Raw genomic sequence first — 26457 nt, 5'->3', positions numbered from 1 at the left:
ACGATGACGAGCGTTCATAACAAAAAACCAATCTACACGCGCAGGTGACCGACGCGCTGCCAAGCTGGATCGTAACCGGTATCGACGACATGCTCTCCCTCGGCCCACGTCTCCGCAACAGCTCGCAGACCCGCCTCCGCATCAGATGCCGGGTCAATAAAGAAGTGCATCAGAGCCATGCCATCGGATTGCTCAGTTGCGACAAAAATACCCTTGTCCTCAGCGATGGCTTCAGCGGCAGCGGTATTGAACTCGGAGAGGGATTCCTTCGATTCGTCCGTCGGCAAGCCCTTGTCGTCAATATTGCCGAGCATGAGCTGAATCAGCACATGCTGCGTCATAGTCGGGCTCACCAGCTGCGTAATCGGAGCGCGGGTGGCGACGACGAGTGGCTGGCCGTTGGCTTCGGCATCAATGGTGAGCCACTCCGGGCACTCTTCCGCGAGCTTCTCGACGACACCGCCCAGCTCCGGTAGCGGGATCGCACCTTCCGGCTCCTCGCCGGCGAAGGCAAAACCGCGTAGCCATAGGCCGAAGTCCTCCTCCCCCAGAGCCAGCTGCAGCAGCGTGAAACCGAGCTGAGCTACCAAGCGCTCACCGTCCTCCAACTGAGCAATTGCCGGGAACAGCGGGTGGAATAGGCGAACGTCCACTGCCCCATGACCACTGCTAACAGCCACGCGGGCGTCTGCCGGATCGACCTCGGCCGGAGCATCGGCCTCGAGCGCACCCTGTGCAACCAACGTGGCCGCGACATCCCCCAGCGACAGCTTCATCGCCGGATCCGCCTGACGGAGGTCGGTGAAAGACCACACCGCGCCGTCGTCAGGCGCGGCCTCCAGCCAACGGCGAGCGACCGGACGCAGCTCCGGATCGCCGGCAGCGCTAACAGTCAGAAGGTGGCGAGAATACGGAGCGCCAGCCTCAAACCCCCAGATGAGCCGGTCATTAATAGCGGCGATGCGGCCGCCGACCTCCTTCTGGACATCAATAATGTCCACATCGGCGGCGTTCGGGGCACCATCGATACCGAGCTGGACACTAAACATCGAGTCGAGCGCATCGGCGCCAAAAGAGTTCCACCACGACCAGAACTCGTTGATTGCGGTCTCTTCTGCGGCGCGCTGTTCCGGGGAGAACGGAGCCGGATTCTCGTTAGCCATGCTGAATCTCACACTTTCGTTTGCTCGTTTAAAGCCGAACCATATGTTGTGCGCCCCAGTATATGTGCCAAGCCGGATTCGCCCCTCGGGTCCATGCGCTAGACCGCGTTAAGCGGGTTGTGGCTCCGGCTCAGCTTCTGCTTCCTTGCCCCAGCGAGCGGCGTAGACCGCACAGATCATCAGCTGAATCTGGTGGAAAATCATCAGCGGCAAAATGTAGAGGCTGGCATCGGCACCGAAGATAACGGCAGCCATGGGCAGACCGGTGGCCAGGGACTTCTTCGAACCGCAGAACTGAATCGCAATGCGGTCCTTGCGGTCGAAGCCCATCTTATTTGCGATGAATCCGGACAACCGCAAAACGAATTCCACCAGCACGACCGAAAGCACACACAGGATGACAATGTCCCCTGCCGGCACCTTCGACCAGATGCCCTGCACCATGCCCTCGGAGAAGGCTGCGTAAACGACCATTGCGATGGATAGGCGGTCAACGTTCTTAGTCGTCTTCGCGGCGGCAAACTTCAGGGTCCAACGGCGAGTGAGCTGGCCGATTGCGAATGGCAGCAGCAACTGCAGCGAAATATCCAAGAACACCGACGAATCCACATGAATGCCGCCACCGGTGGCCATCAACAGCATCACCAGCACCGGTGTGACCACAATGCCCAGCAGGTTAGATGCCGAGGCACTGACGATGGCGCCGGCGACATTGCCCTTGGCGATGGACGTGAAGTTCACACTCGACTGCACCGTCGACGGTGCCAGCGTCATGTACAAAATGCCCAGGTAGAGGCCAGGAGAAAGAATCCAATCCAGGGGTTTCATCAGCAGGCCGAGGATTGGGAACAGCACGAATGTGAAAGCCAGAATGGTTATGTGCAGCCGCCAATGCTTAACACCGGCCAACGCATCCTGCGGGCTCAGGCGCGCGCCATAGAGGAAGAACAAGAAGCCAATGGCGATCTTTGTGGCCCAGCTGAAAACCTCAGCGGTAGTGCCGCTTGCAGGAAAAATAATCGCCAGTATCGCTGCAGCAACGATACCGACGATGAGGGGATCTGGACGCCAATTCACAATTCGTTGCCACATGGACAAATAGCTTAGTGGGCAACCAGATGTTGTCTTACTATTTTGCAGAAGCTTTTCTCTGCAATAATTTTTTACTTCTTCTGCTCAGCTGCCTTGCGCAGCGCATCCTTGTCCACAGGCTTGAAAGTGGCATTCGCGGATGAGCCCTTGTCCGTGCACAGTCCTTCCAGGCCACAGGAGCTGCAGCCACCGGAGACACCGCAGTCTGCTGCCGGGTTGTCGGAGCAGCAGGCATCATCAGCCGCAGTGTCGGTGGCATCAGTGGCGGCGGAGCCACAGCCACAGCCGCTGTCACCGTCGCCGCACCCACAACCGGAGCCGGACTCGGCGGAGACCTTGGCGTCGTAAAGCGCGATGGTGTGCGAGCCGATAGCCGCACCAATGCCGAGCATGGCGATACCGGCGAGCAGAGCGACGGCGTACCACAGCCACATCCAACCAGAGGCCTCCGGGCGGATGGCGAGGAAGCCGAGCATGGTGGCACCGAGGAAAGCGACAGCGGACACAGCCCACGGCGGGCCGGCAACGCGGTGCGTAATATCCCAGTTTTCCTGGGACTTTCGAGCCTCAGGCGCACGAATTCCGATCCAGTTATTACCCGGTAGCTTCGCCGACCATGCCAAACCAGCGACAACGGCTATGCAAACAGCCAGAACCAGGGTAATTACAGGGATGACAATCATGCTTCCAATTTATATAGGTGGTTGAGCACGTGCCAAACGCACCTATTAGACTGTGAGACCATGACCAACAGCGAAAAGTCCTCGTCCTCGGCAGAAGCCACCGACTACCGCTACTCCCCCGAGCTGGCGACTCAGCTAGAGGGAAAGTGGCAGGCGTATTGGAAAGATAACGGCACCTTCTACGCCCCCAACCCGGTGGGCGATTTGGCAGCTGCCGACGGCTCGACTCCGCCGAAGGACAAGCTTTTCGTCCAGGACATGTTCCCGTACCCGTCCGGTGTCGGTCTGCACGTAGGCCACCCGCTGGGATACATCGCCACCGACGTCTTCGCGCGCTTCCACCGCATGCAGGGCGCAAACGTGCTGCACACCCTGGGCTACGACGCCTTCGGCTTGCCGGCGGAGCAGTTCGCAATCCAGACCGGTACGCACCCGCGCGTGACGACGGAAACGAATATCGCCAACATGGAGCGACAGCTGGGCCGCCTGGGACTTGGCCATGACCGCCGCCGTGTTTTCGCGACCACTGACCAGGACTACTACAAGTGGACGCAGTGGATTTTCCTGCAGATTTACAACGCCTGGTTCGATGAGGATCAGAAGAAGGCCCGTCGCATCGATGAGCTGATTCCACTCTTGGAGTCGGGCGAGATGGCTACCAAGGACGGTCGCGTCTACGCTGAGCTCAGCGAGACCGAGCAGCGCGAAGCCGTGGATGAGTTCCGTCTGGTTTACCAGTCGAATTCGATGGTCAACTGGTGTCCGGGCCTCGGCACTGTGCTGTCCAACGAAGAAGTGACCGCCGAGGGCCGTTCGGAGCGCGGTAACTTCCCGGTGTTCCGCAAGCGGCTGGGCCAGTGGATGATGCGCATCACCGCATACGCTGACCGCCTGGTCGACGACCTGGAGCTGCTGGACTGGCCGGACAAGGTCAAGTCCATGCAGCGCAACTGGATCGGCCGCTCCCGCGGTGCCGAGGTCGACTTCACAGCCGAGGTCGGCCCGAAGGTCTCCACCAAGATCAGGGTCTTCACCACTCGCCCGGACACTCTCTTCGGAGCCTCCTACATGGTGCTTGCTCCTGAGCACGAGCTGGTGGATCAGCTGGTCGAAGCCGGCAGCGGTTCCTACGAGGGCGTGGATGAGCGCTGGACCTTCGGCAAGGAAACCCCAGCCGAGGCCGTCGCCGCTTACCGCGCCGCAATTGCCTCCAAGTCCGACCTGGAACGCCAGGAGAACAAGGAAAAGACCGGTGTCTTCCTGGGCGCTTACGCCACCAACCCGGTGAGCGGTGAGCAGGTGCCGGTATTCATTTCCGACTATGTCTTGATTGGCTACGGCACCGGTGCCATCATGGCTGTCCCGGCCCACGATGAGCGCGACTACGAGTTCGCCACTGCCTTCGGTCTGCCAATCCGCGAGGTTGTTGCAGGTGGTGACATTGCAAAGGAGGCGTACGTCGGTAACGGTACGTGCGTGAACTCCGCCAATGATTCCGGCCTGGACATCAATGGCCTGGACAAGGACACCGCCATCGCCACCGTCATTGAGTGGTTGGAGAAGGAAGGTGCTGGTCACGAGAAGGTCCAGTACAAGCTGCGCGACTGGCTATTCGCCCGCCAGCGCTACTGGGGCGAGCCCTTCCCCATCGTCTACGACGAGGACGGTCACGCCCACGCGCTGCCCGAGTCCATGCTTCCGGTCGAGCTGCCAGAGGTCGAGGACTACAAGCCGGTCACCTTCGACCCGGACGATGCCGACACCGAGCCAAAGGCTCCACTGGACAAGGCCACTGACTGGGTCAATGTCGAGCTCGATCTCGGCGACGGCAAGAAGAAGTACCGCCGTGACACCAACGTCATGCCGAACTGGGCAGGTTCCTCCTGGTACCAGCTGCGCTACATCGACCCGAACAACGCTGAGGAGTTTGTTGACCTGGAAAACGAGCGCTACTGGACCGGCCCTCGCCCGGAGACTCACGGTAAGGACGACCCAGGCGGCGTCGACCTCTACGTCGGTGGCGTCGAGCACGCAGTGCTGCACCTGCTCTACTCCCGCTTCTGGCACAAGGTCCTCTTCGACCTCGGCTACGTGACCTCCAAGGAGCCGTACCGCCGTCTGTTCAACCAGGGCTACATCCAGGCTTACGCCTACACCGATGCCCGTGGTGTCTACCAGCCGGCGGATCAGGTTGTTGAGCGCGATGGTAAGTTCCTCATCCCGGGCGGCGCCGAAGACGGCTCTGACCTGGAGGTCTTCCAGGAGTACGGCAAGATGGGCAAGTCCCTGAAGAACGCTGTCTCCCCCGACGAGGTCTGCGACAACTACGGCGCCGACACCCTGCGCGTCTACGAGATGGCCATGGGTCCGCTGGACACCTCCCGCCCGTGGGCGACGAAGGATCTGGTCGGCTCGCAGCGCTTCCTCCAGCGCGCTTGGCGCCTGGTGGTCAATGAGGACTCCGGGGAGCTCGCCGTCACGGACGCAGCGCTTTCCGACGACGACCTCAAGGCGCTCAACCGCACCGTGGAAGGGGTTACCTCTGACTACGCAGAGCTGCGTGACAACACGGCCGTCGCAAAGCTCATTGAGTACGTCAACTACCTGACTAAGACCTACGGTTCGACCGGTGCCCCGCGCGCCGCCGTGGAACCGCTGGCCCTCATGCTTGGCCCTGTGGCACCGCACATCGCGGAGGAACTGTGGAGCCGTCTCGGCCACACCGAGTCCCTGGCACACGGTCCGTGGCCGGCAGTTGACGAGAAGTGGCTGGTCGACGACACCGTTGAGCTGCCAGTTCAGATTAACGGCAAGGTTCGCGCTCGCATTGACGTGGCTACCGATGCTTCCCGCGAGGACATCGAGGCCGTCGCGCGTGCCGACGAAAAGGTTGTCGCAGCTGTGGAGAACGCCGGTGGCAATATCGTGAAGGTCATTGTCGTTCCGGGCAAGATGGTCAACCTGGTTGTGAAGAAGTAGCCAAGGAGACTAGTGCGTACAAGAAAGTGTCTGGGTTTATGTCAGTTTGAAGCCTAAAATCGGCTCAAATTTGACATAAACCCAGACACTTTCTCGCTTGAGACTTTCTCGCAAAAGCCTCAAGGGGTGGCTCCGAGGCTGGCCGCCTCTTACCCCTACTTAACGCCCAGAATCAGGACGCCGAATGTGGAGAGCATCCACATCAAAGTGAAGGGCATGAGCACCCAGCACATAGCGAGCCACGCGCGCCAGTTGCGGAAGTTCTTCCACTCCACGTAGGTCTGCCAGAAGCCCAAAAGGCAGCCGACCAGGGAGATTACGCCCGGGACAACGGGGAAAAGGATCTCCCAAGTGCGGGAGCAGAGGAAGCTGGACTTACCCGCATCACAGGTGGGGCCACCGACAATGGCGCCGGCGATGCCAATAATGAGGCTCGCGAGCAGCGTCGTAAGAATCACACCCGCGGTGTAGATGTAGGCGCGCTTGCCGGAATACATCTTGCGCTCAAGCTCGTCGAAGATTTCATCCTCATTGCGCTCTGGTGTACTGCGCTTCGGTGAATTATCCACCATCTGCTCCCCTCGCCTCTAAATGCCGTCTGATGTGCCTGCCATACTAGGCCGGAGTAATCAGCATTGGCACCGGGCTGTGGCGAACGATGTGGTTAGTCGACGAGCCGATGAAAATTCGCCCGAATGGGCCAAGAGTAGACGAACCCAAAACGAGCAAGTCTCCCTTTTTCCACTTGATGGACTGAATGGCCTCTTCCCAACCGTTGCCGGAGGCTACTTCCGCATCAATGGAAAGGTCTGGGTAACGGGTATGCGCGCGGTCCATACCGCGGTCGAGCAGCCCCATAGCCTGCTCGCGCCACTCAATCATCAGGTCAGAGGAGGGGCCGTAGCCGTTCTCCGTCGGGTACATGGTCGCACCACGCGGCGTAAACGAGACCAAACGCAGGGGAACTTCCCAGCGATATGCCAGGTCAGCAGCCTTATTCAATGCGTGGTGCGACTGTGGGGTGTCAATGTAGCAAATGCTGACACGGGTCACACCGTGCTTAGAAAGCTTCGCGCCGGGGATCGCCAATCCCAGCGGGATTGGCGAGTAATGCAGCAGCGCATCAGAGGTTGATCCCGCAGTAAAGCGACTGCGGTTCTTGGCGGTCCAGTCCTTGGTATTGCTTCGGCGGGTGCCAAGCAAAACCACATTGGCTTCGAATTCTTCGGCTTCGTTGCAGATAGTTGTGGATTCGCTGGAGGATTCGATGATCCGTACGGCATCGTCGTCAAGCATGCCCTTGCGCAGGCCAGCGAGCTTAAGCTCATCCTTGATGATTTTTTCAAGAGACTCGGTTTCGTGGGAAACCCAGGAGTCATTGGTGCTCAACCGAGCCAGTGAGGTCAGCGGCCAGCCGCGCGACAGTGCGCTGACAACGCGAATCTGCACCTTCGTGGTGCGAGCTAACCAAGCGGCGTAAGCAAGCGTTTCGGTGCCGTACTCGCCTGGACGCCACGCAATCATGATACGAAGCGGGCGGGAAGCCATCGCTAATCCTCCTGTGATTACTCAGAAATATCCAAGTGGTGCTTCTGGGTAATAGCCTACGTGGATAGGCGGGCATATTTAAAACGGCACCGAGGACGTGTAAAAGCTATGTATCCTGCCTGTGGGCTTAAAGCGGGCAGGGCTAGCTGGAAAAGAGACTAGACGCTTGGGTTTGTCTTTGGGTGCTCCGGGTAGTTTTCGAGGATCTTGGACAGAATCGTCTCAAGACCAGCACCAAATTCCAGCTCTTCCTGGGTCAGCGTGCTGAACATCTCCGCCATCTGCTGATTGCGCTCTTCAGAAACACGGTGCAGCTCTTCACGGCCACGGTCGGTCAGTTCAACGCGGACGCCACGGCGGTCTTTGCTGTCGCGGACGCGCTCCACCATGCCGGCGACCTCCAAGTGGTGCACGGCGTTGGAGGCGGTGGGCATGCGGATGGCCTCGGCCTCAGCCAACTGGCTGATACGGCAGGCGCCCAGTGCCTCCAGGGTCATCATGATGGACAGCTGCGCGCGGCTGAGCTGGGACTCCGAGGAGCGGCGGCTGTAGAGCAGCTCAGCGCGAGTCAGGAGAGGGCGAATGCGCTTAGCGAGCGACAGAGGAGTAACGGCATCAGGATTGCCAATCGAGCCCGAAGATAATGTCATAGCGACGATGTTATATGCGAACAGTGCTAGTTGCCAATACGAAATTTATTTGGGGTGCTATTTATTTTTCTACAACTGGTGATTTCGGCGATGAAATCACCAGGAATTTTCCACCAAACATCTAAAACCCCAGTACAAAACATTAAACCTATCTGCGTATAAGGTTTTTCGGTGCTGGCAGAAACCCCCTAAAGTGTCACTTCTTCTGTACTTAGAACGTTGGGTTGGAGGTAGCCATACGGCTACTTTCGCGAATGCTTTTGGCTTGTGATATGTCTCGCAGATTCATCCTCGCGGGTGTATTGCTTTCTGCTTTACGACGACTGCAGCGCACGCATCCATGGCGGGGACGAGATGGGCGCAGCAGCGAGTAGGGCGAGAAGGCGTGGAAGAGACGCGGGGAGGATAGGGGAGAGAGAAGCACAAAAGCGCCAGCGGCTACCGCATGGGTAACCGGCTGGCACTTTTCAAGGCACATGCTCTCGGAGCTGCTCGCTTGTACTTTTGAGTGCTTGTACCTTTTAGTCTTCGCCCTTGATGAATGCTTCGAGCTGTGCTCGCGCAACATCGTCGGCAAGCTGCTTCGGCGGGGACTTCATCAGGTAGGAAGAAGCGGCGTAGACCGGGCCGCCGATGCCGCGATCCTTGGCGATCTTGGCAGCGCGAACAGCATCGATGATGATGCCAGCGGAGTTCGGGGAGTCCCAGACCTCGAGCTTGTACTCAAGGTTCAGCGGCACCTCGCCGAAGGCCTTGCCCTCGAGTCGGACGTAGGCCCACTTGCGGTCATCCAGCCAGTCCACCCAGTCCGACGGGCCGATGTGGACGTTGCGGTCGTCGATCTTGCCGGCCAGCGGACCGGTGAGATTGGAGGTGACGGCCTGGGTCTTGGAGATCTTCTTGGACTCGAGGCGGTCGCGCTCGAGCATGTTCTTGAAGTCCATGTTGCCGCCGACGTTGAGCTGCAGGGTGCGCTCGAGGCGAACACCGCGGTCCTCAAATAGCTTGGCCATGACGCGGTGGGTGATGGTTGCGCCGACCTGGCTCTTGATGTCGTCGCCGACAATCGGAACCCCTGCGTCTTCGAACTTCTTGGCCCACTCCGGGTCGGAAGCGATGAAGACCGGCAGGGCATTGACGAAAGCTACACCAGCGTCAATGGCGCACTGTGCGTAGAACTTGTCAGCCTGTTCTGAACCGACCGGCAGGTAGGAGACCAGGACATCGACCTTGGCATCCTTCAGCGCCTGAACAACGTCGACCGGTTCAGCCGGGGATTCGTCGATGGTGTCCGCGTAGTACTTGCCAACGCCATCCAGGGTCGGGCCGCGCTGAACCTCAACGCCGAGAGTCGGGACATCGGCAATCTTGATGGTGCAGTTCTCGGAGGAAACAATGGCCTCGGAGAGGTCCTTGCCGACCTTCTTGTCGTCAACATCGAAAGCTGCGACGAACTCGACATCGGAGACGTGGTAGTCGCCGAAGACGACGTGCATGAGGCCAGGAATGGTCTCATCGGGCTTTGCATCGCGGTAGAACTCGACACCCTGCACCAGGGAGGAAGCGCAGTTGCCGACGCCGACGATAGCGACGCGAATTGAACTCATTTGGTAATTCTCCTTGAAACTATGTGCTCGGAGGCTTTGACCTCGCGCCGGGAACTCACACCGGGAACTCGCATCAGGACCTAGCATCAGGACCCCGCGCCAGGGCCTTACGCCAGCGGTGCGGCCGTGAGTGGGTGCACGCATTGAGGTAACGAGCGTGACGTTATACCTTTATGCGTTTTTTGCCGATGCCCGAACCGTGAGGGGGCATGTGTTTACCGATAAAGCGGGGGTGAAATCAGCCCGCACGCGCCTGCTAATCTGTCTTCGTGATGACATGGCAGGGCGAGATCGATCACTCCTTGCTCAAGAAGCAGTTATTGGAGCAGTGGCGTGCAGGGGAGATTTCACGGAAATCACTCTGTGATGCCGATGCTCGGCTGGTCGCTGCCGCGCGTTTTCACGGCAGAAAGCCCCAGGAAGAGTGCCCAGTATGTCGCAAATTCGACCTCCGACTCGTATTCTGGGTGTTCGGAGAAAACTTGGGCCGTCGTTCCGGCTCTGCTTGTACTGAAAACGAATTATCCGCAATAGTTAATGAATATGGTTCGTGCACCGTCAAAGAAGTTGAGGTGTGCCCCGACTGCAAGTGGAGTTTCCTGACCCGGACACTTCAGGCAGCTCGAGAAGAGTCAGAAAACTAGGGAGAGCACCCGTGAGCAATGATCGACCCGATAGCCCAGGCGGTCCTAACAGCCCTCACGAGGGCCAGGGTTCTAATTCATCAGGCGAGTGGTGGGATCAGCCGGATGCTGATTCCTTCAATACGCACGCACGCTCCGATGACGCATCGCTTGACGACGATTCCAGCGACAGCATTGATGCTGTTTCGGTCGGTGGCAGTGACGAGGGTCTGGCTACCGATTCAGAGATGACGTCGGCAAGCGAGCCGGACCCGGAGAAGGGGCAGTACGCCCCAGATGACCATGAACCAGATGACCATGAAGAGGAAAGCTCGATGGCGCAAGAAGAACAGCCGACTGATAATAAGCGGCGAATTTTAGCGTGGCTCGGTCTAGCCGTGGCGCTGGTCGTGCTGTTGCCGGTAGTTGTGTTCGGTGTTGCTTATGCGACAACGGACGTGCCGGAGCCAGAGGAGTTGGCCAATAGCCAGATTGCGGTGATTTATGACCGCAGTGGTGAAAAGGAAATCACGCGCATCGTCCCCGAGGGCGGTAACCGAAGCAACATCACTATCGACAAGGTGCCGGATGCTGTACGCAATGCAGTGCTGGCAGCTGAGGATCGTGATTTCTATACCAACCCGGGTTTTTCCTTGACTGGTTATGCCCGTGCGGCTCTGGGAGTCGTGACTGGTAATTCCAGTGCCGGTGGCGGCTCGACCATTACGCAGCAGTACGTCAAGAATGCTGTGGTGGGCAATGAGCGCACGCTGACCCGTAAGGCCAAGGAACTGGTCATGTCGGCGAAGATGGCGCGGGAGTGGACTAAGGACGAAATCCTTGAGGCCTACCTCAACACGATTTACTTTGGTCGTAACGCATACGGTATCGCGGCAGCGTCGAAGGCCTACTTCGGTAAGGAAGTCGGTGAGCTGAATGCCGAAGAGGGTGCTGTGCTGGCAGCCTCGATTCAGCGTCCATCTGCACTGGATCCGTGGACTAACCGCCCGGAGGCTGAGCAGCGTTGGAACTACGTCCTCGATGGCCTGGTGGAGATGAACATCGTCTCGCCGCAGGACCGCGCGGGAATGCAGTACCCGGAGACCATCGATCCGGCGTTGGCGCCGAAGCAGGCTCCGGAGCCCGGCCCGGCTGCCATGATTAAGAATCAGGTTCTGGCTGAGTTGGAGCGCGAAGGTATCTCCGAGCAGGAGGTCAACACTGGCGGTCTACGCATTACGACGACCATTGACCCGACGGTGCAGCAGGCTGCCCTGGATGCGATGGAAAACTACGTCGATCAGTCAACGGGTTTGCGTGCCGCCATCGTTTCGGTGGAGCCGAAGACCGGTGCTGTCCGCGCCTACTACGGTGGCGACGATCCGACTGGTTGGGACTACGCAAACAGCGGTCTGCAGACCGGCTCTACTTTCAAGATTTTTGCGCTGGCAGCAGCTCTCGATCAAGGTATTCCACTGACCGCGCAGTACTCTTCGGCACCTGTGCAGTCCGGTAACGTCACTCTGCACAACGACGGCGGTGCCGGCGGTGGCGTGCTTCCGCTTTATGAGTCCCTGAAGCAGTCGCTGAACACCCCGTTTATTCGCCTGCAGCGCGACCTGAAGAATGGTCCGGATGACACCGCCAAAATGGCTCATCGTCTGGGCGTGGCTGAGTCCATCCCGGGTATTGAAAAGACTCTGATGGACGACAACGGTCACTCGCAGGACGGTATCGCCCTGGGTCAGTACCTCTCACGTCCGCTGGATATGGCCGTTGGTCTGGCTACCCTGACTAACGATGGCGTCTATCAGCAGACTCACTTCGTAGAGAAGGTCGAAAACTCCAAGGGCGAGATTGTTTACGAGTCCAACGCTGACAAGGGCGACCGTCGAGTTTCCAAGGCAGTGGCCACCAATATGATATCGGCCATGGAGCCTATTGCCGGTTACAGCAACAAGCCCTTGAGTGGTGGTCGCCCGTCGGCCGCCAAGACCGGTACTACGCAGTTGGGTGACACCGGCCAGAACAAGGATGCGTGGATGATCGGTTCGACACCGCAGCTGTCGACTGCAGTGTGGGTTGGCAACGTCGATGGTTCGGCGCTCTACAACTCCTATGGTGGCATCATGTACGGCTCGCAAACCCCGGGCGATCTGTGGAAGTACACCATGGATAACGCACTGTCTAACGAGGACTTTGAGTACTTCACCAAGCCGGAGCCAATCGGTGGTGTCGCAGGTGCGCCGCAGTACCAGGCGCCGTCGACCTCTGACTCTGGCTATGACCAGGGCTATGCCCCGGAGACCACAGAAGAGGAGTCGGCCGAGGAGTCGACCTCTGAGTCCTCCGAGGAGCAGCCTGCACCGCTTCCGGTTCCGGGTGGCGATGGCGGAGGCGGTGGCGGCGGAATCGCTGACCTACTGCCCATCCCGATTCCGGGAGGCGGTGGTTTCGGCGGTGGCAATGAAGGCGGCGGAGACCCCGGTAACCCTGGAGGTGGACAGTAAGTGGACACGTGGGTGATTTTCACCATCGTCTGCGTCGCGATTGGCTTCCTGATGTTCGGCACGGCCTTTTGGGGCTTCATGCAGAAGTGGAAACCGGCAATCATTTGGGCTCTGTGCCTGGCAGCTTTCCTATTCGCGACAGTCATTCCGGTGATTATTGCGTTGGCACATGCTTCCTCGACATCAATGTAGGACGCAGGCCAGGTAGTCAGTTGCTAGAGCGTTAACTGCCCACCAAGCACGCGACAACTTCACAATTCAAAGAGACGCACGCAGTAGCTCTGTGTGCGTCTCTTTTTATTCGGCGCCCTGACACCGCTTGCCAGTACTGCTTGCCGACGGCGCCTGCGATTAGGACATATACCTCTGCCTGCGGTACCCTGGCAGGGTTGCTTGACGCAACGATCCTCCTGCTGCATAGCGGTTGGCATGAAAGACAGTGCCAGCGCACCACGCTGTGTAGCCGAAATACAAGAACTAGACCATAGGAGGTGATGAGGTCCGTGCGTCACTACGAAGTAATGATTATTATCGATCCGTCTCAGGATGAGCGCACCGTAGGCCCGTCCCTGGAGAAGTACCTCGACGTTGTCCGCAAGGAGAACGGCAAGGTGGAGAAGGTGGACATCTGGGGTAAGCGCCACCTCGCCTACCCGATCGAGAAGAAGGAAGACGGCATCTACGTTGTCGTCGACCTCACCTGCGAGTCCGCAACCGTGCTGGAACTCGACCGTCGTCTGAATCTGAACGACAGCATCCTGCGCACCAAGGTGCTGCGGGTTGATCGTTAATCTGCGTCATATTTGCGTAGCCAGAGTGCTCGAATGGGGCACACCGGTAAAGCGAAAGCCGTAGGATAGCGGGCGAAAGCCCCATCATCAGCTCGACAGAATACAACCGAGGAGAAGAAGCATGGCTCAGGGAGACGTACAAATCACAGTGGTTGGCAACCTGGTTGCTGACCCGGAGCTTAAGTACACCCAGAACGGCACCGCCGTCGCGAACTTCCGCGTCGCGTCGACTCCGCGGGTGTACCGAGATGGCCAGTGGGTTGACGGCGAGGGTATGTTCCTCACCTGCAGCCTGTGGCGTGAGGCGGCGGAGAACGCTGTCGAAAGTCTCTCCAAGGGCATGCGCGTCATCGTCCAGGGTCGTCTGCGCCAGCGCAGTTACGAGACCCGCGAGGGCGAGCGTCGTACCGTCTTTGAGGTTGAGGTCGATGAGGTGGGCCCGTCCCTGAAGTTCGCTCGAGCTCAGGTCACGCGCACTCCACGCAACGGCGGTGGAAACTTTGGCGGCGGCAACCGCAGCCAGGGCGGAAATGCCGGTGGTGGTTTCGGCGGTGGCTTTGGTGGAAACCAGGGCAACCAGGGTGGACAGGGCGATCGCGGTTTTGGTGGCGGAGCTCCTGCGGAAGATCCGTGGAACTCAGCTCCTCCGGCCGGTGGCGGCTTCGGCGGCGATGAGCCTCCGTTCTAAGCTCCTTGCAGCCACGGCACTACGTGACTAGTTTGCAGCAGATTTAGCATCCACAATTCTCATAATCTTTTAAAGACATATCCAGCGAAAGGCAGGGATCATGAAGCTGATCCTCACCGCCGACGTTGACAAGCTCGGTGTCGCAGGCGACATCGTTGAGGTCAAGGCCGGCTACGGACGTAACTACCTGCTTCCTCGCGGACTGGCAATTGTTGCCACCCGCGGCGCAGAAAAGCAGATCGAGGGCATTCGTCGTGCCCAGGAGGCTCGCGCTATCCGCGACCTCGACCATGCACGTGAAGTCAAGCAGAAGATTGATTCGCTCGACAACGTCTCCGTTGCTGTGAAGGCTTCGGAAAATGGCAAGCTGTTCGGTTCTGTCACCAAGGGTGACATCGCCGATGCAGTTCGTAAGGCTTCCGGTCAGGCTATCGACAAGCGCGCAGTCGTGCTTGCTCCGAGCCAGATCAAGTCCCTTGGTAAGCACACCGTTGACATCGCGCTGCACCCGCAGATTACCGCGCATGTTTCCGTACAGGTCGTCGCCGCGTAAGTTCGCGGTTTAGAGTTTTTACTTTGACGGCGGCTGACGAGCACCGCGTTTAAAGACTGCGCGGGCTCTGAGGCCCAATGACAACAGCACACGTGAAGCTCTGATCTTTCGTAGTGAAAGGTCGGGGCTTTTCGTGGTTTAAGGCTGGTTTAAAGCCTTTTACGCAGGTGTTGGAAAGAGCGTCTACGACTTGTCCACAGGCTAACGATGATTGCTGTGGATAAACCTGTGGGTAACTTGCCTGGCTGCCGTGGATAACTTTTCTGGAGAGCGCGAGATTTTTATTAATTTATCGTTAATAATCTCCGCATGAGCAGCATCGATGCTAACGAGGTAACAGAGGATTACATTTGTGCAGAATTAAGGCAAATACGCACTGACCTGCGTAGATAGAATATTTCCGGGTTGAAACTCCGCTACCCCCGTTAACATTCAAGCGGCGGTTTAGGGTTACGGACCGTTCACCTGGACTTTTCTTGATTGTGCACATGTTCTCCCCAGGCTTGTCCACAGGTGCTGTGGATAACTTCGGGGATAAACACCGTAGAAGATTGTTTTCCGGGGCCTTCAAGGGTACTTTTACAGGTCCGTCAATCCGCTCGAACAGGTATAACTGCGGTAGGTAGTCAGGTGTCCAGTGCTGGCGGTCGGAACAGACATATTGAGTGTGACGGTCAGTCAGCAACAGGGTTGAAAAGGCACCTAAGTGGTCCAGAAGGGGAGGAGCTGCTCACGATGAGTCAGCCTGTAGGTGATGGTGGTCATTCCGGAGCAGGGGACGAGGCGTCCTCCTACTCGGTAAATTCCCACGATGATTCCTTCGATGACGTTCCGCTGCCCCCGGAACCGCCGGTAGAGGATGCGCCACCGGAGGAGTATTCCTTCTCTCAGAGCTCGGGCAACGGATCGTCGGCAAGCGGATCTGGGGCGCGGGACTGGGAGCGAGACCGTGGTCGTGGCGCTCGTGCGAGTGCGGTCGCGGGCGCGACTTTTGAGCGCACGCCGCCGCACAATATCGAGGCGGAGCAGAGTGTGCTCGGCGCGATGCTGCTGAACTCAGAGGTCGTTGCGGATGTGTACGAGCAGCTGACGCCGGAGGATTTCTACCGGCCAGCGCACCAGACGATTTACTCGGCGATTTTGCACCTCTACGGTGAGTCCTCGGAAATTGACCCTATTTTGCTGGCAGGTCGTCTGGATCGAACTGGAGACCTGGAGCGTATCGGTGGTCCGCTGTACCTGCACACCTTGGCCTCCCTGGTTCCAACGGCGGCGAATGCGCAGTTCTATGCCCGCATTGTTGCGGAGAAGGCGACAATCCGTCGCCTGGTCGAGGCCGGCACGAAGATCGCCCAGATCGGCTATGCGGGCGCGGAGGACACGGAGCCGGAGCAGCTGGTGGATGAGGCGCAGCAGCTCATCTTCAGCGTTGGACGTGAGAACACGAAGAATGACTACGTTCCCATCGCCGATGTCCTGGATGACACGCTGGAGGAACTGGATCTTATTACCCAAAACGGCGGTCTGGCGCAGGGTGTGCCGACGGGGATTACCAACCTGGACAAGCTGACGAACGGCCTTCACCCAGGTCAGATGGTGATTATTGCGGCTCGTCCGGGTGTGGGTAAGTCCACGCTGGCGATGGACTTCATGCGTTCGGCCTCGATTCGCAACGGCATGACCAGCGCAATTTTCTCGTTGGAAATGTCGCGCAATGAAATCATGATGCGCATCATGTCCGCAGAGGCGAAGATCAACATGGCATCTTTGCGCTCCGGTGACCTGGATGAGCGGGACTGGACAAAGCTGGTCGAGGTCGGCGACAAGATTCGTGATGCTCCGCTGTTTATTGATGACTCGCCGAACCTGACCATGATGGAAATTCGCGCGAAGGCACGTCAGCTGAAGCAGAAGCACGATCTGAAGATGATCGTGGTCGACTACCTGCAGCTGATGAGCTCGGGTAAAAAAGTCGAGTCCAGGCAGCAAGAGGTCTCGGAGTTCTCCCGTCAGCTCAAGTTGTTGGCGAAGGAGCTCGAGGTACCGCTGATTGCAATTTCGCAGCTGAACCGTGGTCCGGAAGCCCGCACAGATAAGAAGCCACAGGTCTCGGACCTGCGTGAGTCGGGTTCGCTGGAGCAGGATGCCGATATCGTCATGCTGATTTACCGGCCGGACTCGCAGGAGGCTGACCATGAACGTGCTGGTGAGGCGGATATTATCGTCGCAAAGCACCGTGGTGGACCGACCGGAAGCATTGCCGTGGCCCACCAGCTGCACTACTCCAGGTTCGCCAACCTGGCGGAGGAGCCCAGCGGTTCTCTCTAGGTGCCTGGCCTAGCCACCCAGAATTAGTGCAATCCGGGTGGCTAGGTAAGGTGAGTGACAGTCAATGGGGCGAGTTTTCGTGCGTTGATGGTTTTGAAGGTTTTGAGGGTTACGCGGAGTCGTCGGGAAGCGGGGAAGCACTATGTCACCAACTGCCGCTCCCGTGGCAGCGGAGGCCAAAGCGAAAAGGCAGAAGAGTGCGCCGAAACAGCGCGTCGGTTGGGTAGATGCGGCTAAGGGGCTGTGCATTCTTTTAGTTGTGCTTGGCCATGCCATCACAGAGCTGCAAGCGCACGGTTACTACACGGCGCAGTGGGCGGGGATTAACTTCTTCCTCGGACCAATCCGTATGCCGCTGTTTTTCCTGCTATCTGGTCTGTTCGCCGGCAAGGCACTTAAGGAGTCGTGGCATAAGTTAGCCAATCGCCGAATCTGGGTGATGGTCTATCTCTACGTGATTTGGGTGCCACTGCGTGACTTCGTGCTTTTCCTCATGCCATATACGCACGTGGATGCCGATGGCATAGTGTCTCCACCGCCGATCACAGACCACAGCGCGTGGGGGCCGCGAATTTACAACACGCTTCACGCGATCATCGAACCAACTTCCTACCTGTGGTTCCTGTGGGCGCTGGCGCTGTTTGCAATTCTCACACGAGCATTTCGCTGGGTACATCCGGTGATTCAGCTCATCGTTACAGGCCTCATTAGTGCATGGGCACCTTTTGCCTCGTCCAGCTGGTCGTGGGACTTCGTCAGCAAAATGCTGTTCTTCTACGTGCTGGGCATGTACGGTGCGCCCTGGATTTTCCGGATGGCACAGCGTCGCAGCGGCCTCTCACTGCTAGTGACACTGACGGCGTTCCTGTCGGTGGCAATCTGGGTGCAGGCGACCTACTCGAGCTTTAACGAAGGCAACGTCGGCTTCACCCGCGTGTACCTGTCCACCACTGGCGCACTGGCTGCAATCAATGTCATGGCGATGCTGCAGAACACTCGCCTAGTTGTGCCTTTTGAAAAGGTTGGCAGCCGAACGCTGCCTATCTTCCTCATGCACATTCCAATGTTGGTTGTGGTCATGATTATTTGTGACCTCATCCTGCCGAAGGACCCACACTTAGTCATCATGACGCCGCTGGTGACTATCATTGCGGCGATGCTGTGTCTTGGTCTGCACAGGTTGCTGCTTGCCATCGGTGCCGGGTGGCTCTTTGTCCGTCCTGCGTGGGTAGTGCGCATGACTACGCCGGGGCAGCGTGCCCTTCAGCGCAGTCAGAATCCTTCTTCCCTGCCTGAAGGCGAGGCTCCGCGGCAGCCTAAGAGCGAACCTGCTTCCTAATTCAGCTCAACAAGGCGGTAGCGTGGAACCGGGAGCCGATCAGGCGGCAGAAGTGACACAGAGAATAGCCATGAAGAAATGAGAAAGCCATGCGTCTAGCAACGTTGCGATACCAGGGTGCAACCCGCGCCGCTGTTCTCGGCGACGGCGTAGCGGTCCTTTTTGATGACCACTGTCTCGGAGATGTGTTAGCGCGGCCAACGTGGCGTCGTGAAGCGGAAGAACTCTTGGCGGAGGCGGGGAACAACCCTGACAACGTCATGGCGGAGAGCGCGTGGGCGTTCGCACCGCTGATCACGCGGCCGGGCAAAATCGTCTGCGTCGGCTTGAACTATGCCGCGCACATCGACGAGATGGGGCACCAGCGCCCCGAGGTGCCAACGTTATTCGCGAAGTTTGCTGATGCCGTCGCCGGTGCGAAGGATGATATCCGAGTGCCGGAGGCCTGCGCGGAGAAGCTCGATTACGAAGGCGAGCTCGCGGTTATCGTCGGCGAGACCTGCCTGCGGGTGTCGGAGGAGCAGGCACAGGACGCTATCGCTGGGTACGCGATTATGAATGACTTCACTCAGCGCGATTTCCAGTACGCTACCGCGCAGTGGCTACAGGGGAAGACGTTGCAGCGCGCCAGTGCTTTCGGGCCGTGGATGCTCACGGCCGATGCTTTCGATGCGGACTCCGCGCGGGTGCGCACATACGTCGACGGAGAGCTGCGCCAGGATGCACCGATTGCGGACCTTGTTTTCTCCCCGGCGAAGTTGATCGCCTACATCTCACAGTTCGTGCAGCTAAACCCGGGCGATGTCATCTCCACGGGAACGCCGGCGGGTGTTGGCCACGGCATGAGCCCGCAGACCTACCTTCAGGATGGTCAGGAAATGGTCATCACCATCGATGGCCTGGGTAAACAGGCCAACACTGTCCGCATCAACCACTAGCACGCGCCGCTGTACGACGTTCCCGCGAACCCGGCGGGAATGAAACGACCCCCGCGTGCGTTGTGGGAGACTAACGGGTAAAAACCTACGTAAAGAACGTGAAGTTAGAACACGACGTTAAAGAGTAAGAGGAGTTAGACCCATGGCAACTGTTGATATTACGAACGAGACTTTCGCCGAGACCATTCAGAACAACGACATTGTGCTCGTTGATGCCTGGGCATCCTGGTGCGGTCCGTGCCGCCAGTTCGCCCCGATTTATGAGAAGGCTTCCGAGAAGCACTCAGAGGTAGTGTTCGCAAAGCTGGACACCGATGCCAACCAGGAGGTTTCGGCAGCCCTGGGCATTCAGTCGATTCCGACGCTGTTTGTTTTCCGCGAGGGAATCCTGCTCTTCCAGCACTCTGGTGTGCTGCCGGAGGCCGCCCTGAGCGATCTGGTTGGCCAGGCTTCGGAGCTGAACATGGATGATGTCCGTGCGCAGATTGCCGAGCAGGCTGCACAGGATAGCGCTACCGAGTAAACTCTGCGGTTCAGCCAGCGTACTGTGCGTTTTCCGACTTGGAGCACTTCTGCGTAAGCCCCCGCGCCTGAACTAGCCCTCAAGCGCGCGGGGGCTTTTTGTATCTAGTCCGCGCGCTGGCCACGAATGAGCCAGCCAATACCAAAGCCAGCGAGTGCTGCTACTAGCGCCCACAGGGCTGGAGCGACTTTGTTTGAGTCCTCCTCAATCGACAGTGGTGCGCTGGTGCGGGTGTGCTTTGTCTCCTTCTCACCTGTTGGCAGAACCTGCCCGTCTGGGAACACGTGCTTGACAGCTTCGGTGAGTTCGTTGGCGGTCAGGTTTTTGCCCAGAACCGCGATAGCGTAACGGTCATCGTCGCCAAGGAATCCGGCAGTGGTGTGCTGCTCTTCGTACCAACCGGACTTGTTGGCAATCGTTTCCTTCGGTAGCGCTGCACGCAGACCGAAGTTCTGGTCTGCATCGCCGTAGGAGTAGCGCGGCAGTGAGTACATCAGCTGACGCATGTATTTGGTCTCCGTGTCGCTCAGCCCGCCTTCTTCGCTCAGCATGCGGTCAAAGTAGGCGACCATGTCGGCTGGCGTACTGGTGGTGGCTCCCCACATAGGCGAGCCGACGGTCTTATCCGAGAGACCGTAGCGCTGCCGGACATTGTCAACGATTCGTACACCGCCGTAGGAATCCCACAGCTCGTCAGTTGCTTCGTTGTTGGAGTATCGAATCATGTCGTCGCGCAGCATGGCGTCGGGATTGCCCTCAACCGGCATATCACCCTGGCCAGCGACGATCTCGCCCTTCTTCGGCTGCGTGTAGTTGGAATAGGCCACAACATCGGCGACGAATACCTTCATCAGGCTGGCAAGGCGAAAAACATCATCACAGTGTGAGTTGCAGATGAACTCACCGGTCTGGCGATCCAGAATGCCCATGCCGAGCATGCCGCCCTTAGCATCGAACTTCTCGGTCACTTCGTCGAGACGAGTTTGCACGCCAAGGCCCCACTGGGTCTTCGCCCCTGGCACAAGTGGGGGAAACTCCTTCGGCTCACTTTTCACAGTGCTTTCCGACGGCTCCGTCGAGGACGTTTCCGATGTCGGTGAAGAGGTTTTCTCTGCCGACTTCTCAGCCGACTGTTCCGCCGACTTCTCTGCGGTTCGCCCTGTGCTCTTCTCGGGAGCCTTTTCAGTTGGCTTTTCGGTGGTCTTCTTGGTTTTTGCGTCGGAGGGCTTAGCCGGCTCCGTTGACGATGGAGCTGCTACGACTACCTGCGAAAATGCACCGGTATCGGTGGAGTCAGCAGTTGCGGTGACTGTCGCGTTAGCCAGCGGCGCAGTTGCTGACAGAGTAATTACCGCGGCGAGACTCGCGGCAAGTCCGCGGTACGCGCGTTGAGGGCAATGAACCATGTTTAGAGAGTTTACAACTCTGGGGGAGTCTTGCTTGTCGGTAACCAGCTCTTTCCGTTTGCCGAGAGAGAGCGAGCTAGCTCACGTACAATTTTTTAAGAGATGGAATCTTCTCGGTTCCGATTAGTTATTCCGCATATGTTGAGGAAGGTTGGATTTGCATGGCTAATCCATTTGCCAAGGGCTGGAAGTACATGATGTCTTCGTTCGATAAGAAGATCGAGGACAATGCGGATCCTAAGGTTCAGATTGCACAGGCAGCTGAGGCCGAGCGTCAGCGCCATCAGGAGATTCAGCGTCAGGCTGCGGCTATCATCGGCAACCGCAATCAGCTGGAAATGCAGCTGGGGCGGTTGACCTCTGAGCGTGACAAGATTACCGAGAACACCCGGCAGGCACTCGCCAATGCGGATCAAGCTCGTGCCAAGGGCGATGAGGCCACTGCACAGAAGATGGAAAGCACTGCTGAGGTGTTTGCCACCCAGCTGGTGAATGTTGAAAAGGAGCTGGAAAATACTACGCAGCTCCACCAGCAGGCCGTATCTGCTGCTGAGGAGGCACAGCGTCAGGCACAGCAGTCGCAGGCTCGCTACGAGCAGATTAAGCAGGATATCCGCAAGCTGGAGTCGCAGGCCGATCAGGCCAAGATGCAAGAGACCGCGTCGAAGACTCTCCTGAGCATGCAGGGTATTTCCGAGGATCCGAATGTGCCGACTTTGGATTCGGTCCGTGAGAAGATTGAAGGCCGCTACGCCAATGCGTTGGGCGCTCAGGAGCTCGCGGAATCCTCACAGGCAGGTCGCATGGCTGAGATCGAGACTTCGACTCGCGATGCCGCTGCTGACATGCGTCTGGCCGAAATTCGTGCCCAGATGAGTAATGAAAACGCTGCTCTCGAATCCGGTTCTGCCGCGAAGGATAACGCCGGCGAGCTGGAGTCCGCCGAGTCCGCCGAGGCTGTCGAGGACACCACAACGGACGCAGACGAAGCGAAGTAGCGTTCACCAGTTGCCAACAATCGCCAACAAGAAAGTGTCGGGGTTTATGTCAGTTTGAGCGGGAAAAACCACCCTAAACTGACATAAACCCCGACACTTTCTCGCGTCAGCCGCACCAGCAGTGCTGAAGCCACCGAAACTGCCGAATCCGTGAGGCGCGCTATTACTCCAATTCGCCGTTCTTCCGCGCGAGCAGCACTCCGCGGATACCGGCGTGGAAACCATCGCGCAGATTGACGCGCTGCGTCTCCGTCAGCGTGTATTCGTGCAGGGTTTCGCACGCAAACTGCAGCAGCGGACGATCAATGTCCGGTGGCAGCCCACCACCAGAGAGCAAGTGGGCACTATCGCGCGCCTGCTCGTTCGCAATATTCTCGTACCACCAGTTCGCGTACTGCTGTCCCACATCGAACGGCGTCTGAAAACCCGCGGATGCCCACACCTCGTTCGGCAGGGGCACGTATCGACTACGCAGCTTCCTCCTTGGCGCCATCATCGAAGGATTCGGCCGCGGGCTTGGTTTCGGCGTACTCGTGTTGGCACCGTCTTCGCTTGTCGACGGCTCCGTCGCCGACCCCCCACTGCCAACTGCAGTCGACGACGCGGAATCGGGGGCAGACGCGCCTGCATTCTCGGCTCCGCTGTTGTTCGCAGTGTCGTTACCAGCCCCACTACCAGTGTTGACTGTCGCGCCGGGCATGGCCGCTGGAGAAGGCTGCGCTGGGTGCGTTTGCTGCGTTGGCGAGGCAGCCGAAACGCCCGAAGCAGCGGAATCCACCCGTGTAGCTTCCGAACCGCCGGTGCGCTCTACCTCAGCGCGGTGCTCAGCCTGCGCCGGGATTTCCCGGGCACCCATCTTGGCCGCGTGCTCGACCTCGTTGAACTTCGGCGAGTCGGCCTTGGCCGTCGGCGTGGCTGCGGCATTGTCTTCGCTGCGACAGTCGGAGTCGCTGTCAGCCGTGGGGGATGGCACAACGCGCTGGTCCTGCGGAACCTCCGGAGTTCCGGCCTCCGGCGAAGCAGCGTCACCGTCGGCGGCGGAGGGAGTGTTCTCCGTGCCGTCGTCAAGCGAGCCCTCGCCCGGAGGAGTGATGCGCGTATCCGGCACGCAGGTAGCGCCGAGATCTTCGATTGGTTCGGCATCGCCCAGCGGCTTATTCGTGCGGACGACCGGCGGGATTGGGCCTTCGAGGACATTGAGCTGCATGGCGTCGGCGAAGTCCTCGCGGGGATCGAGGATTGTCGTCGAATCGCAGGCATGGCGAAGTGCACCGGACATGGAGTCCCAGCCGAAGCCGTAGAGATGCACACGCACACCGGCAGCCGAAGCCTCAGCGACGCCGGGCAGCATGTCCGCATCGCCCGAGACCAGCACGATATCGGAAACTTGGTTGCGCAGGCCGGCGACGACCATGTCTGCGACGAGTCGCGTATCGACGGCCTTCTGCGTCCGTCGGTCACCCCATTCAATGAGCTGACCTGCGCGCAGCTGCACACCATCGATCGTGCGCAGTGAGCGCTGGTAACGATGCGGCCCCGACTCCGGGATGCCGTCGTACCAAAGTTGCCGCTGAACTGGCTGGTTCAGCTGCTGGTTAATCATTCGGTCAAGGACACTAACTACTTCTCTAAGGTCGATTTCTAATTGCCCGCGGGCTCCGGTTTCCCACGAGTTGTAAAAGCTCGCCAATAAATATGACGTATCGACGAACACCAATGTGCGTTCAAGCATGGCTCCTAATTCCTGATTCTTTATTAACTAAATAAGCAAACCGGTTACATCGACAAGGATGCCCGAATAATTCATTCTATGCGCTAAACATGTTTAACTTCAGGGACTATTCTTAATAAGCCGCATCACTTTGACCGCTCTTCGCGGGTTGGCAGGAGTGCGAGTCGACGAGAAGGCACCGATCAATTTAGGTATTGACGTGCAAAGAAATCGCCCCGCGAAGAGTACGACCACACAGGAGAAGGGGAGTTACAAACAGGTATGAGACGCTGGTTCGGCCTATTGGTTCTCATTACTGTGTTGGGACAAGCGGTTTTCAACGGCGGTCGCGTGCTGCTTTCTTGGCGAGTCCTCGATTTTGGCGGTTCCGCCGCCACCGTCGGCTGGTTCACTGCCGCATTTTCACTTGTACCTCTTATTATTGCGCTTCCCGCCGGCAAGCTTGTCGACAGTCATCGCGCCACCGAAGTCATGTACTCCGGTCTCGTCGCCACCGTCATCGCGGCAGCAGTAATGGCGCTCTCGCCGAACCTACCTATTCTTCTGCTCGGCTACGTGGCCCTGGGTTTTGCCCACATGACCACGCTCATCGCCGCTCAAGGCATGGTTTCGCACCTGCGTGGCGGCGTCGCCGGGCTCGATAGCCTCTTTGCTTATTTCACGCTCGGAATTTCCGTCGGGCAGTTCCTCGGCATTGTCGGTGCAGGTCTGCTCACTCCCAACCACGACGGCAGCACTATGACCGCTACAACTTTCGCGCTCTGGGTGATGACGGGAATCGGCGCGGTCGCCCTGATCATCGGCTGGCCGGTCGCAACTGCTTATCGACGGCACGAAGCGAATGCAGCCGCCGAAGTGCAAGCTGCTAGCTCAACTGAGCAATCCCCGGCGTCGCCTGTTAGCGACCGCAGCCGGATGGACGAGAGCCGGCCGGCGCAGGCCGAAGCCAGCGGCGCATCGGTCTTAAGCATCCTGCGTATCGACGGCATGTCCAGCGCCATGGCTGTATCAATTGCGGTCATCGTAGCCATTGACCTGTTGACGGCATATGTGCCGGTGCTGGGACGCGAACTGGGCTTTAGTGTTGCCGAGGTGACGGTAATCCTTGGTGCGCGTAGTGGCCTCGCGATTATTTCCCGAGCCCTCATGCCGACTGTTTTGCACCGAGCTAATCGCAATCGAGTCCTTATCATTGCAGTTTGTGCCGGTGTCCTGCCGCTTTTGGCAATGCCGTGGCTACAGAGTGCGTGGCTGATGGTTGTCGCAGTTGGTATCTGTGGCTTGGCGTGGGGTTTTGTCATGCCCATGTCAATGACGTGGGTGAGCTCCCTGGTGGATGCCGAGGTGCGCGCTCAGGCGCTATCCATCCGACTGATGGGTAACCGCTTGGCGCAGGTCATCCTGCCGCCGGTTGCTGGTTTGGGTGCTACCGCGATGGGTGCAGGCAGCGTGTTTCTGGGTGCGGGTGCGCTGATGGGGGTCGCGTCTGCCACTGCTTGGCGACGACTCGCAGGTGACAAGGCGGCTCTGACTAAGTAATTGGTCGATTGCTGAGTTGCTGAAAAGTAGCGCCCGAGCCGTAGGAAGGCTCAAATCTGGCGTACAGAGTTAACTAAAGTGATTCGTTTTCCAGGTTCTACCAGCGGATTCGCTTAAATAGGGGCATGTGTGTAATGTATTTGGAGGTCAGCGTGGCCAGGCAGTTTATGTGTTTGGTTGGTTGATGTGGGGGAAATGTTTTCGTGCGGTTAGCCGCTGGGAGTCGTTGGTTTGACTTTCTGGTTAATTGTTTGTTAATGTTTTCTCTCGCTGCTCACGTGGTGGTTGCCCTGGTTTGGGGTAAACGCTTGTGGGTGTGTGTTGTGTGAGAACTCAATAGTGTGCCGATGTACTAACTAATACTTTTTTGGGAAAGTGCTTGTTTGGTTGTCGTTTGCGTGTGTGTTGCTGGTGGGTGCCGGGGGCCTTTGTTTGTTTTGGGTCCTTTTGTGCTTGCGGGTGATGGATTGCGTGGCGGCGCCTTTGTTTGGGTGCTTTTCGCGTGGTTTTTTCATTTGTGGGAAAGATCATGGTTGTTCTCTTCTTTTTTGGCCTCGTCGGTTCGAAGGGGAGAACGTTTTATTTTTGGATAACGGCCAGGCCGCATGCATAGTTTGTGTGTGGTGGTTGTTTGTCTGTTTTTGTCAGGTTTTTGGGCCTTTCATTGTTTTGTGATTCTTCTGATTTGAAGGGTTTTTGATGGAGGGTTTGATCCTGGCTCAGGACGAACGCTGGCGGCGTGCTTAACACATGCAAGTCGAACGGTA

General features: G+C 58.3%; 22 protein-coding genes and 1 rRNA gene. 14 read left to right on the top strand and 9 right to left on the bottom strand.

What is annotated here, in order from left to right; all coding sequences use genetic code 11:
• Positions 1-32 precede the first annotated feature (32 nt).
• From AB1Z34_RS08940 to AB1Z34_RS08930, 3 genes are all read right to left on the bottom strand, one after another.
• Positions 33-1163 carry a DUF695 domain-containing protein gene (locus AB1Z34_RS08940; RefSeq protein ID WP_069358893.1) on the bottom strand — a complete coding sequence of 377 codons (1131 nt, stop codon included), beginning with the start codon at positions 1161-1163 and terminating at the stop codon, positions 33-35.
• Between the two features lie 108 nt (positions 1164-1271).
• Entirely contained in the window at positions 1272-2255 is a 984-nt protein-coding gene (locus AB1Z34_RS08935; RefSeq protein ID WP_016421713.1) for a bile acid:sodium symporter family protein, read from the bottom strand.
• Between the two features lie 71 nt (positions 2256-2326).
• Positions 2327-2938: an SdpI family protein gene (locus AB1Z34_RS08930; RefSeq protein ID WP_070429062.1), complete on the bottom strand. Its 612-nt coding sequence runs from the start codon at positions 2936-2938 to the stop codon at positions 2327-2329.
• 60 nt (positions 2939-2998) lie between these two features.
• On the opposite strand from AB1Z34_RS08930, the gene leuS reads away from it, so the two are divergent.
• The gene (leuS, locus tag AB1Z34_RS08925; protein ID WP_367158228.1) at positions 2999-5917 is read left to right on the top strand and encodes a leucine--tRNA ligase; all 2919 of its coding nucleotides are present in this window, start codon (positions 2999-3001) and stop codon (positions 5915-5917) included.
• Positions 5918-6072: 155 nt separating this feature from the next.
• Here leuS and AB1Z34_RS08920 read toward each other — a convergent pair whose 3' ends face one another.
• The 4 genes from AB1Z34_RS08920 to AB1Z34_RS08905 all read right to left on the bottom strand — a co-directional run bounded on the left by AB1Z34_RS08920 (position 6073) and on the right by AB1Z34_RS08905 (position 9722).
• Positions 6073-6489: a hypothetical protein gene (locus AB1Z34_RS08920; protein ID WP_367158227.1), complete on the bottom strand. Its 417-nt coding sequence runs from the start codon at positions 6487-6489 to the stop codon at positions 6073-6075.
• A 43-nt stretch (positions 6490-6532) separates the two neighbouring features.
• On the bottom strand, positions 6533-7465 hold the full coding sequence (locus tag AB1Z34_RS08915) for a universal stress protein (RefSeq protein ID WP_258225520.1): 933 nt from the start codon (positions 7463-7465) through the stop codon (positions 6533-6535).
• A gap of 158 nt (positions 7466-7623) precedes the next feature.
• The gene (locus tag AB1Z34_RS08910) at positions 7624-8115 is read right to left on the bottom strand and encodes a MarR family winged helix-turn-helix transcriptional regulator (protein ID WP_016421708.1); all 492 of its coding nucleotides are present in this window, start codon (positions 8113-8115) and stop codon (positions 7624-7626) included.
• A gap of 521 nt (positions 8116-8636) precedes the next feature.
• Complete coding sequence (locus AB1Z34_RS08905; RefSeq protein WP_016421706.1) at positions 8637-9722, bottom strand: inositol-3-phosphate synthase; 1086 nt, start codon at positions 9720-9722, stop codon at positions 8637-8639.
• Between the two features lie 272 nt (positions 9723-9994).
• Between AB1Z34_RS08905 and AB1Z34_RS08900 the strand changes: the two genes are divergently transcribed.
• The 10 genes from AB1Z34_RS08900 (at position 9995) to trxA (ending at position 20015) form a co-directional block, all read left to right on the top strand.
• Positions 9995-10366, top strand: a complete 372-nt coding sequence (locus tag AB1Z34_RS08900; RefSeq protein ID WP_224433683.1) for a DUF5318 family protein — start codon at positions 9995-9997, stop codon at positions 10364-10366.
• Between the two features lie 11 nt (positions 10367-10377).
• Positions 10378-12855 (top strand): transglycosylase domain-containing protein, encoded by a 2478-nt coding sequence (locus tag AB1Z34_RS08895; protein ID WP_016421705.1) that lies wholly within the window; start codon positions 10378-10380, stop codon positions 12853-12855.
• Entirely contained in the window at positions 12856-13047 is a 192-nt protein-coding gene (locus AB1Z34_RS08890) for a hypothetical protein (protein WP_016421704.1), read from the top strand.
• Between the two features lie 311 nt (positions 13048-13358).
• Entirely contained in the window at positions 13359-13646 is a 288-nt protein-coding gene (gene rpsF, locus AB1Z34_RS08885) for a 30S ribosomal protein S6 (RefSeq protein WP_005511978.1), read from the top strand.
• Between the two features lie 121 nt (positions 13647-13767).
• Positions 13768-14334 (top strand): single-stranded DNA-binding protein, encoded by a 567-nt coding sequence (locus AB1Z34_RS08880; protein ID WP_049170077.1) that lies wholly within the window; start codon positions 13768-13770, stop codon positions 14332-14334.
• A 100-nt stretch (positions 14335-14434) separates the two neighbouring features.
• A complete protein-coding gene (gene rplI / locus AB1Z34_RS08875) occupies positions 14435-14887 on the top strand; it encodes a 50S ribosomal protein L9 (RefSeq protein WP_005511982.1) in 453 nt (150 codons plus the stop codon).
• A gap of 735 nt (positions 14888-15622) precedes the next feature.
• On the top strand, positions 15623-17215 hold the full coding sequence (dnaB, locus tag AB1Z34_RS08870) for a replicative DNA helicase (RefSeq protein WP_049170075.1): 1593 nt from the start codon (positions 15623-15625) through the stop codon (positions 17213-17215).
• A 142-nt stretch (positions 17216-17357) separates the two neighbouring features.
• Positions 17358-18554: an acyltransferase family protein gene (locus AB1Z34_RS08865; protein WP_367158226.1), complete on the top strand. Its 1197-nt coding sequence runs from the start codon at positions 17358-17360 to the stop codon at positions 18552-18554.
• Positions 18555-18643: 89 nt separating this feature from the next.
• Positions 18644-19492 carry a fumarylacetoacetate hydrolase family protein gene (locus tag AB1Z34_RS08860; RefSeq protein WP_016421701.1) on the top strand — a complete coding sequence of 283 codons (849 nt, stop codon included), beginning with the start codon at positions 18644-18646 and terminating at the stop codon, positions 19490-19492.
• Positions 19493-19634: 142 nt separating this feature from the next.
• The gene (trxA, locus tag AB1Z34_RS08855) at positions 19635-20015 is read left to right on the top strand and encodes a thioredoxin (RefSeq protein ID WP_016421700.1); all 381 of its coding nucleotides are present in this window, start codon (positions 19635-19637) and stop codon (positions 20013-20015) included.
• 104 nt (positions 20016-20119) lie between these two features.
• Here trxA and AB1Z34_RS08850 read toward each other — a convergent pair whose 3' ends face one another.
• Positions 20120-21421: a serine hydrolase gene (locus AB1Z34_RS08850; RefSeq protein ID WP_367158225.1), complete on the bottom strand. Its 1302-nt coding sequence runs from the start codon at positions 21419-21421 to the stop codon at positions 20120-20122.
• Between the two features lie 161 nt (positions 21422-21582).
• On the opposite strand from AB1Z34_RS08850, the gene AB1Z34_RS08845 reads away from it, so the two are divergent.
• Positions 21583-22419, top strand: a complete 837-nt coding sequence (locus AB1Z34_RS08845) for a PspA/IM30 family protein (RefSeq protein ID WP_367158224.1) — start codon at positions 21583-21585, stop codon at positions 22417-22419.
• 163 nt (positions 22420-22582) lie between these two features.
• On the opposite strand, the gene AB1Z34_RS08840 is transcribed toward AB1Z34_RS08845, so the two are convergent.
• Positions 22583-24151, bottom strand: coding sequence for an NYN domain-containing protein (locus AB1Z34_RS08840; protein ID WP_367158223.1), 1569 nt, complete (start codon positions 24149-24151; stop codon positions 22583-22585).
• 261 nt (positions 24152-24412) lie between these two features.
• Here AB1Z34_RS08840 and AB1Z34_RS08835 point away from each other — a divergent pair, with 261 nt between their 5' ends.
• Positions 24413-25690 carry an MFS transporter gene (locus AB1Z34_RS08835; RefSeq protein WP_070600948.1) on the top strand — a complete coding sequence of 426 codons (1278 nt, stop codon included), beginning with the start codon at positions 24413-24415 and terminating at the stop codon, positions 25688-25690.
• 696 nt (positions 25691-26386) lie between these two features.
• Positions 26387-26457 (top strand): 16S ribosomal RNA (locus AB1Z34_RS08830); the annotation flags it as partial.

This window comes from Corynebacterium sp. 045007 (assembly GCF_040743205.1).
GTDB lineage: Bacteria > Actinomycetota > Actinomycetes > Mycobacteriales > Mycobacteriaceae > Corynebacterium > Corynebacterium jeikeium_D.
The sequence above is the reverse complement of the archived record's forward strand: the minus strand, read 5'-3'. Positions and strand labels throughout refer to the sequence as shown.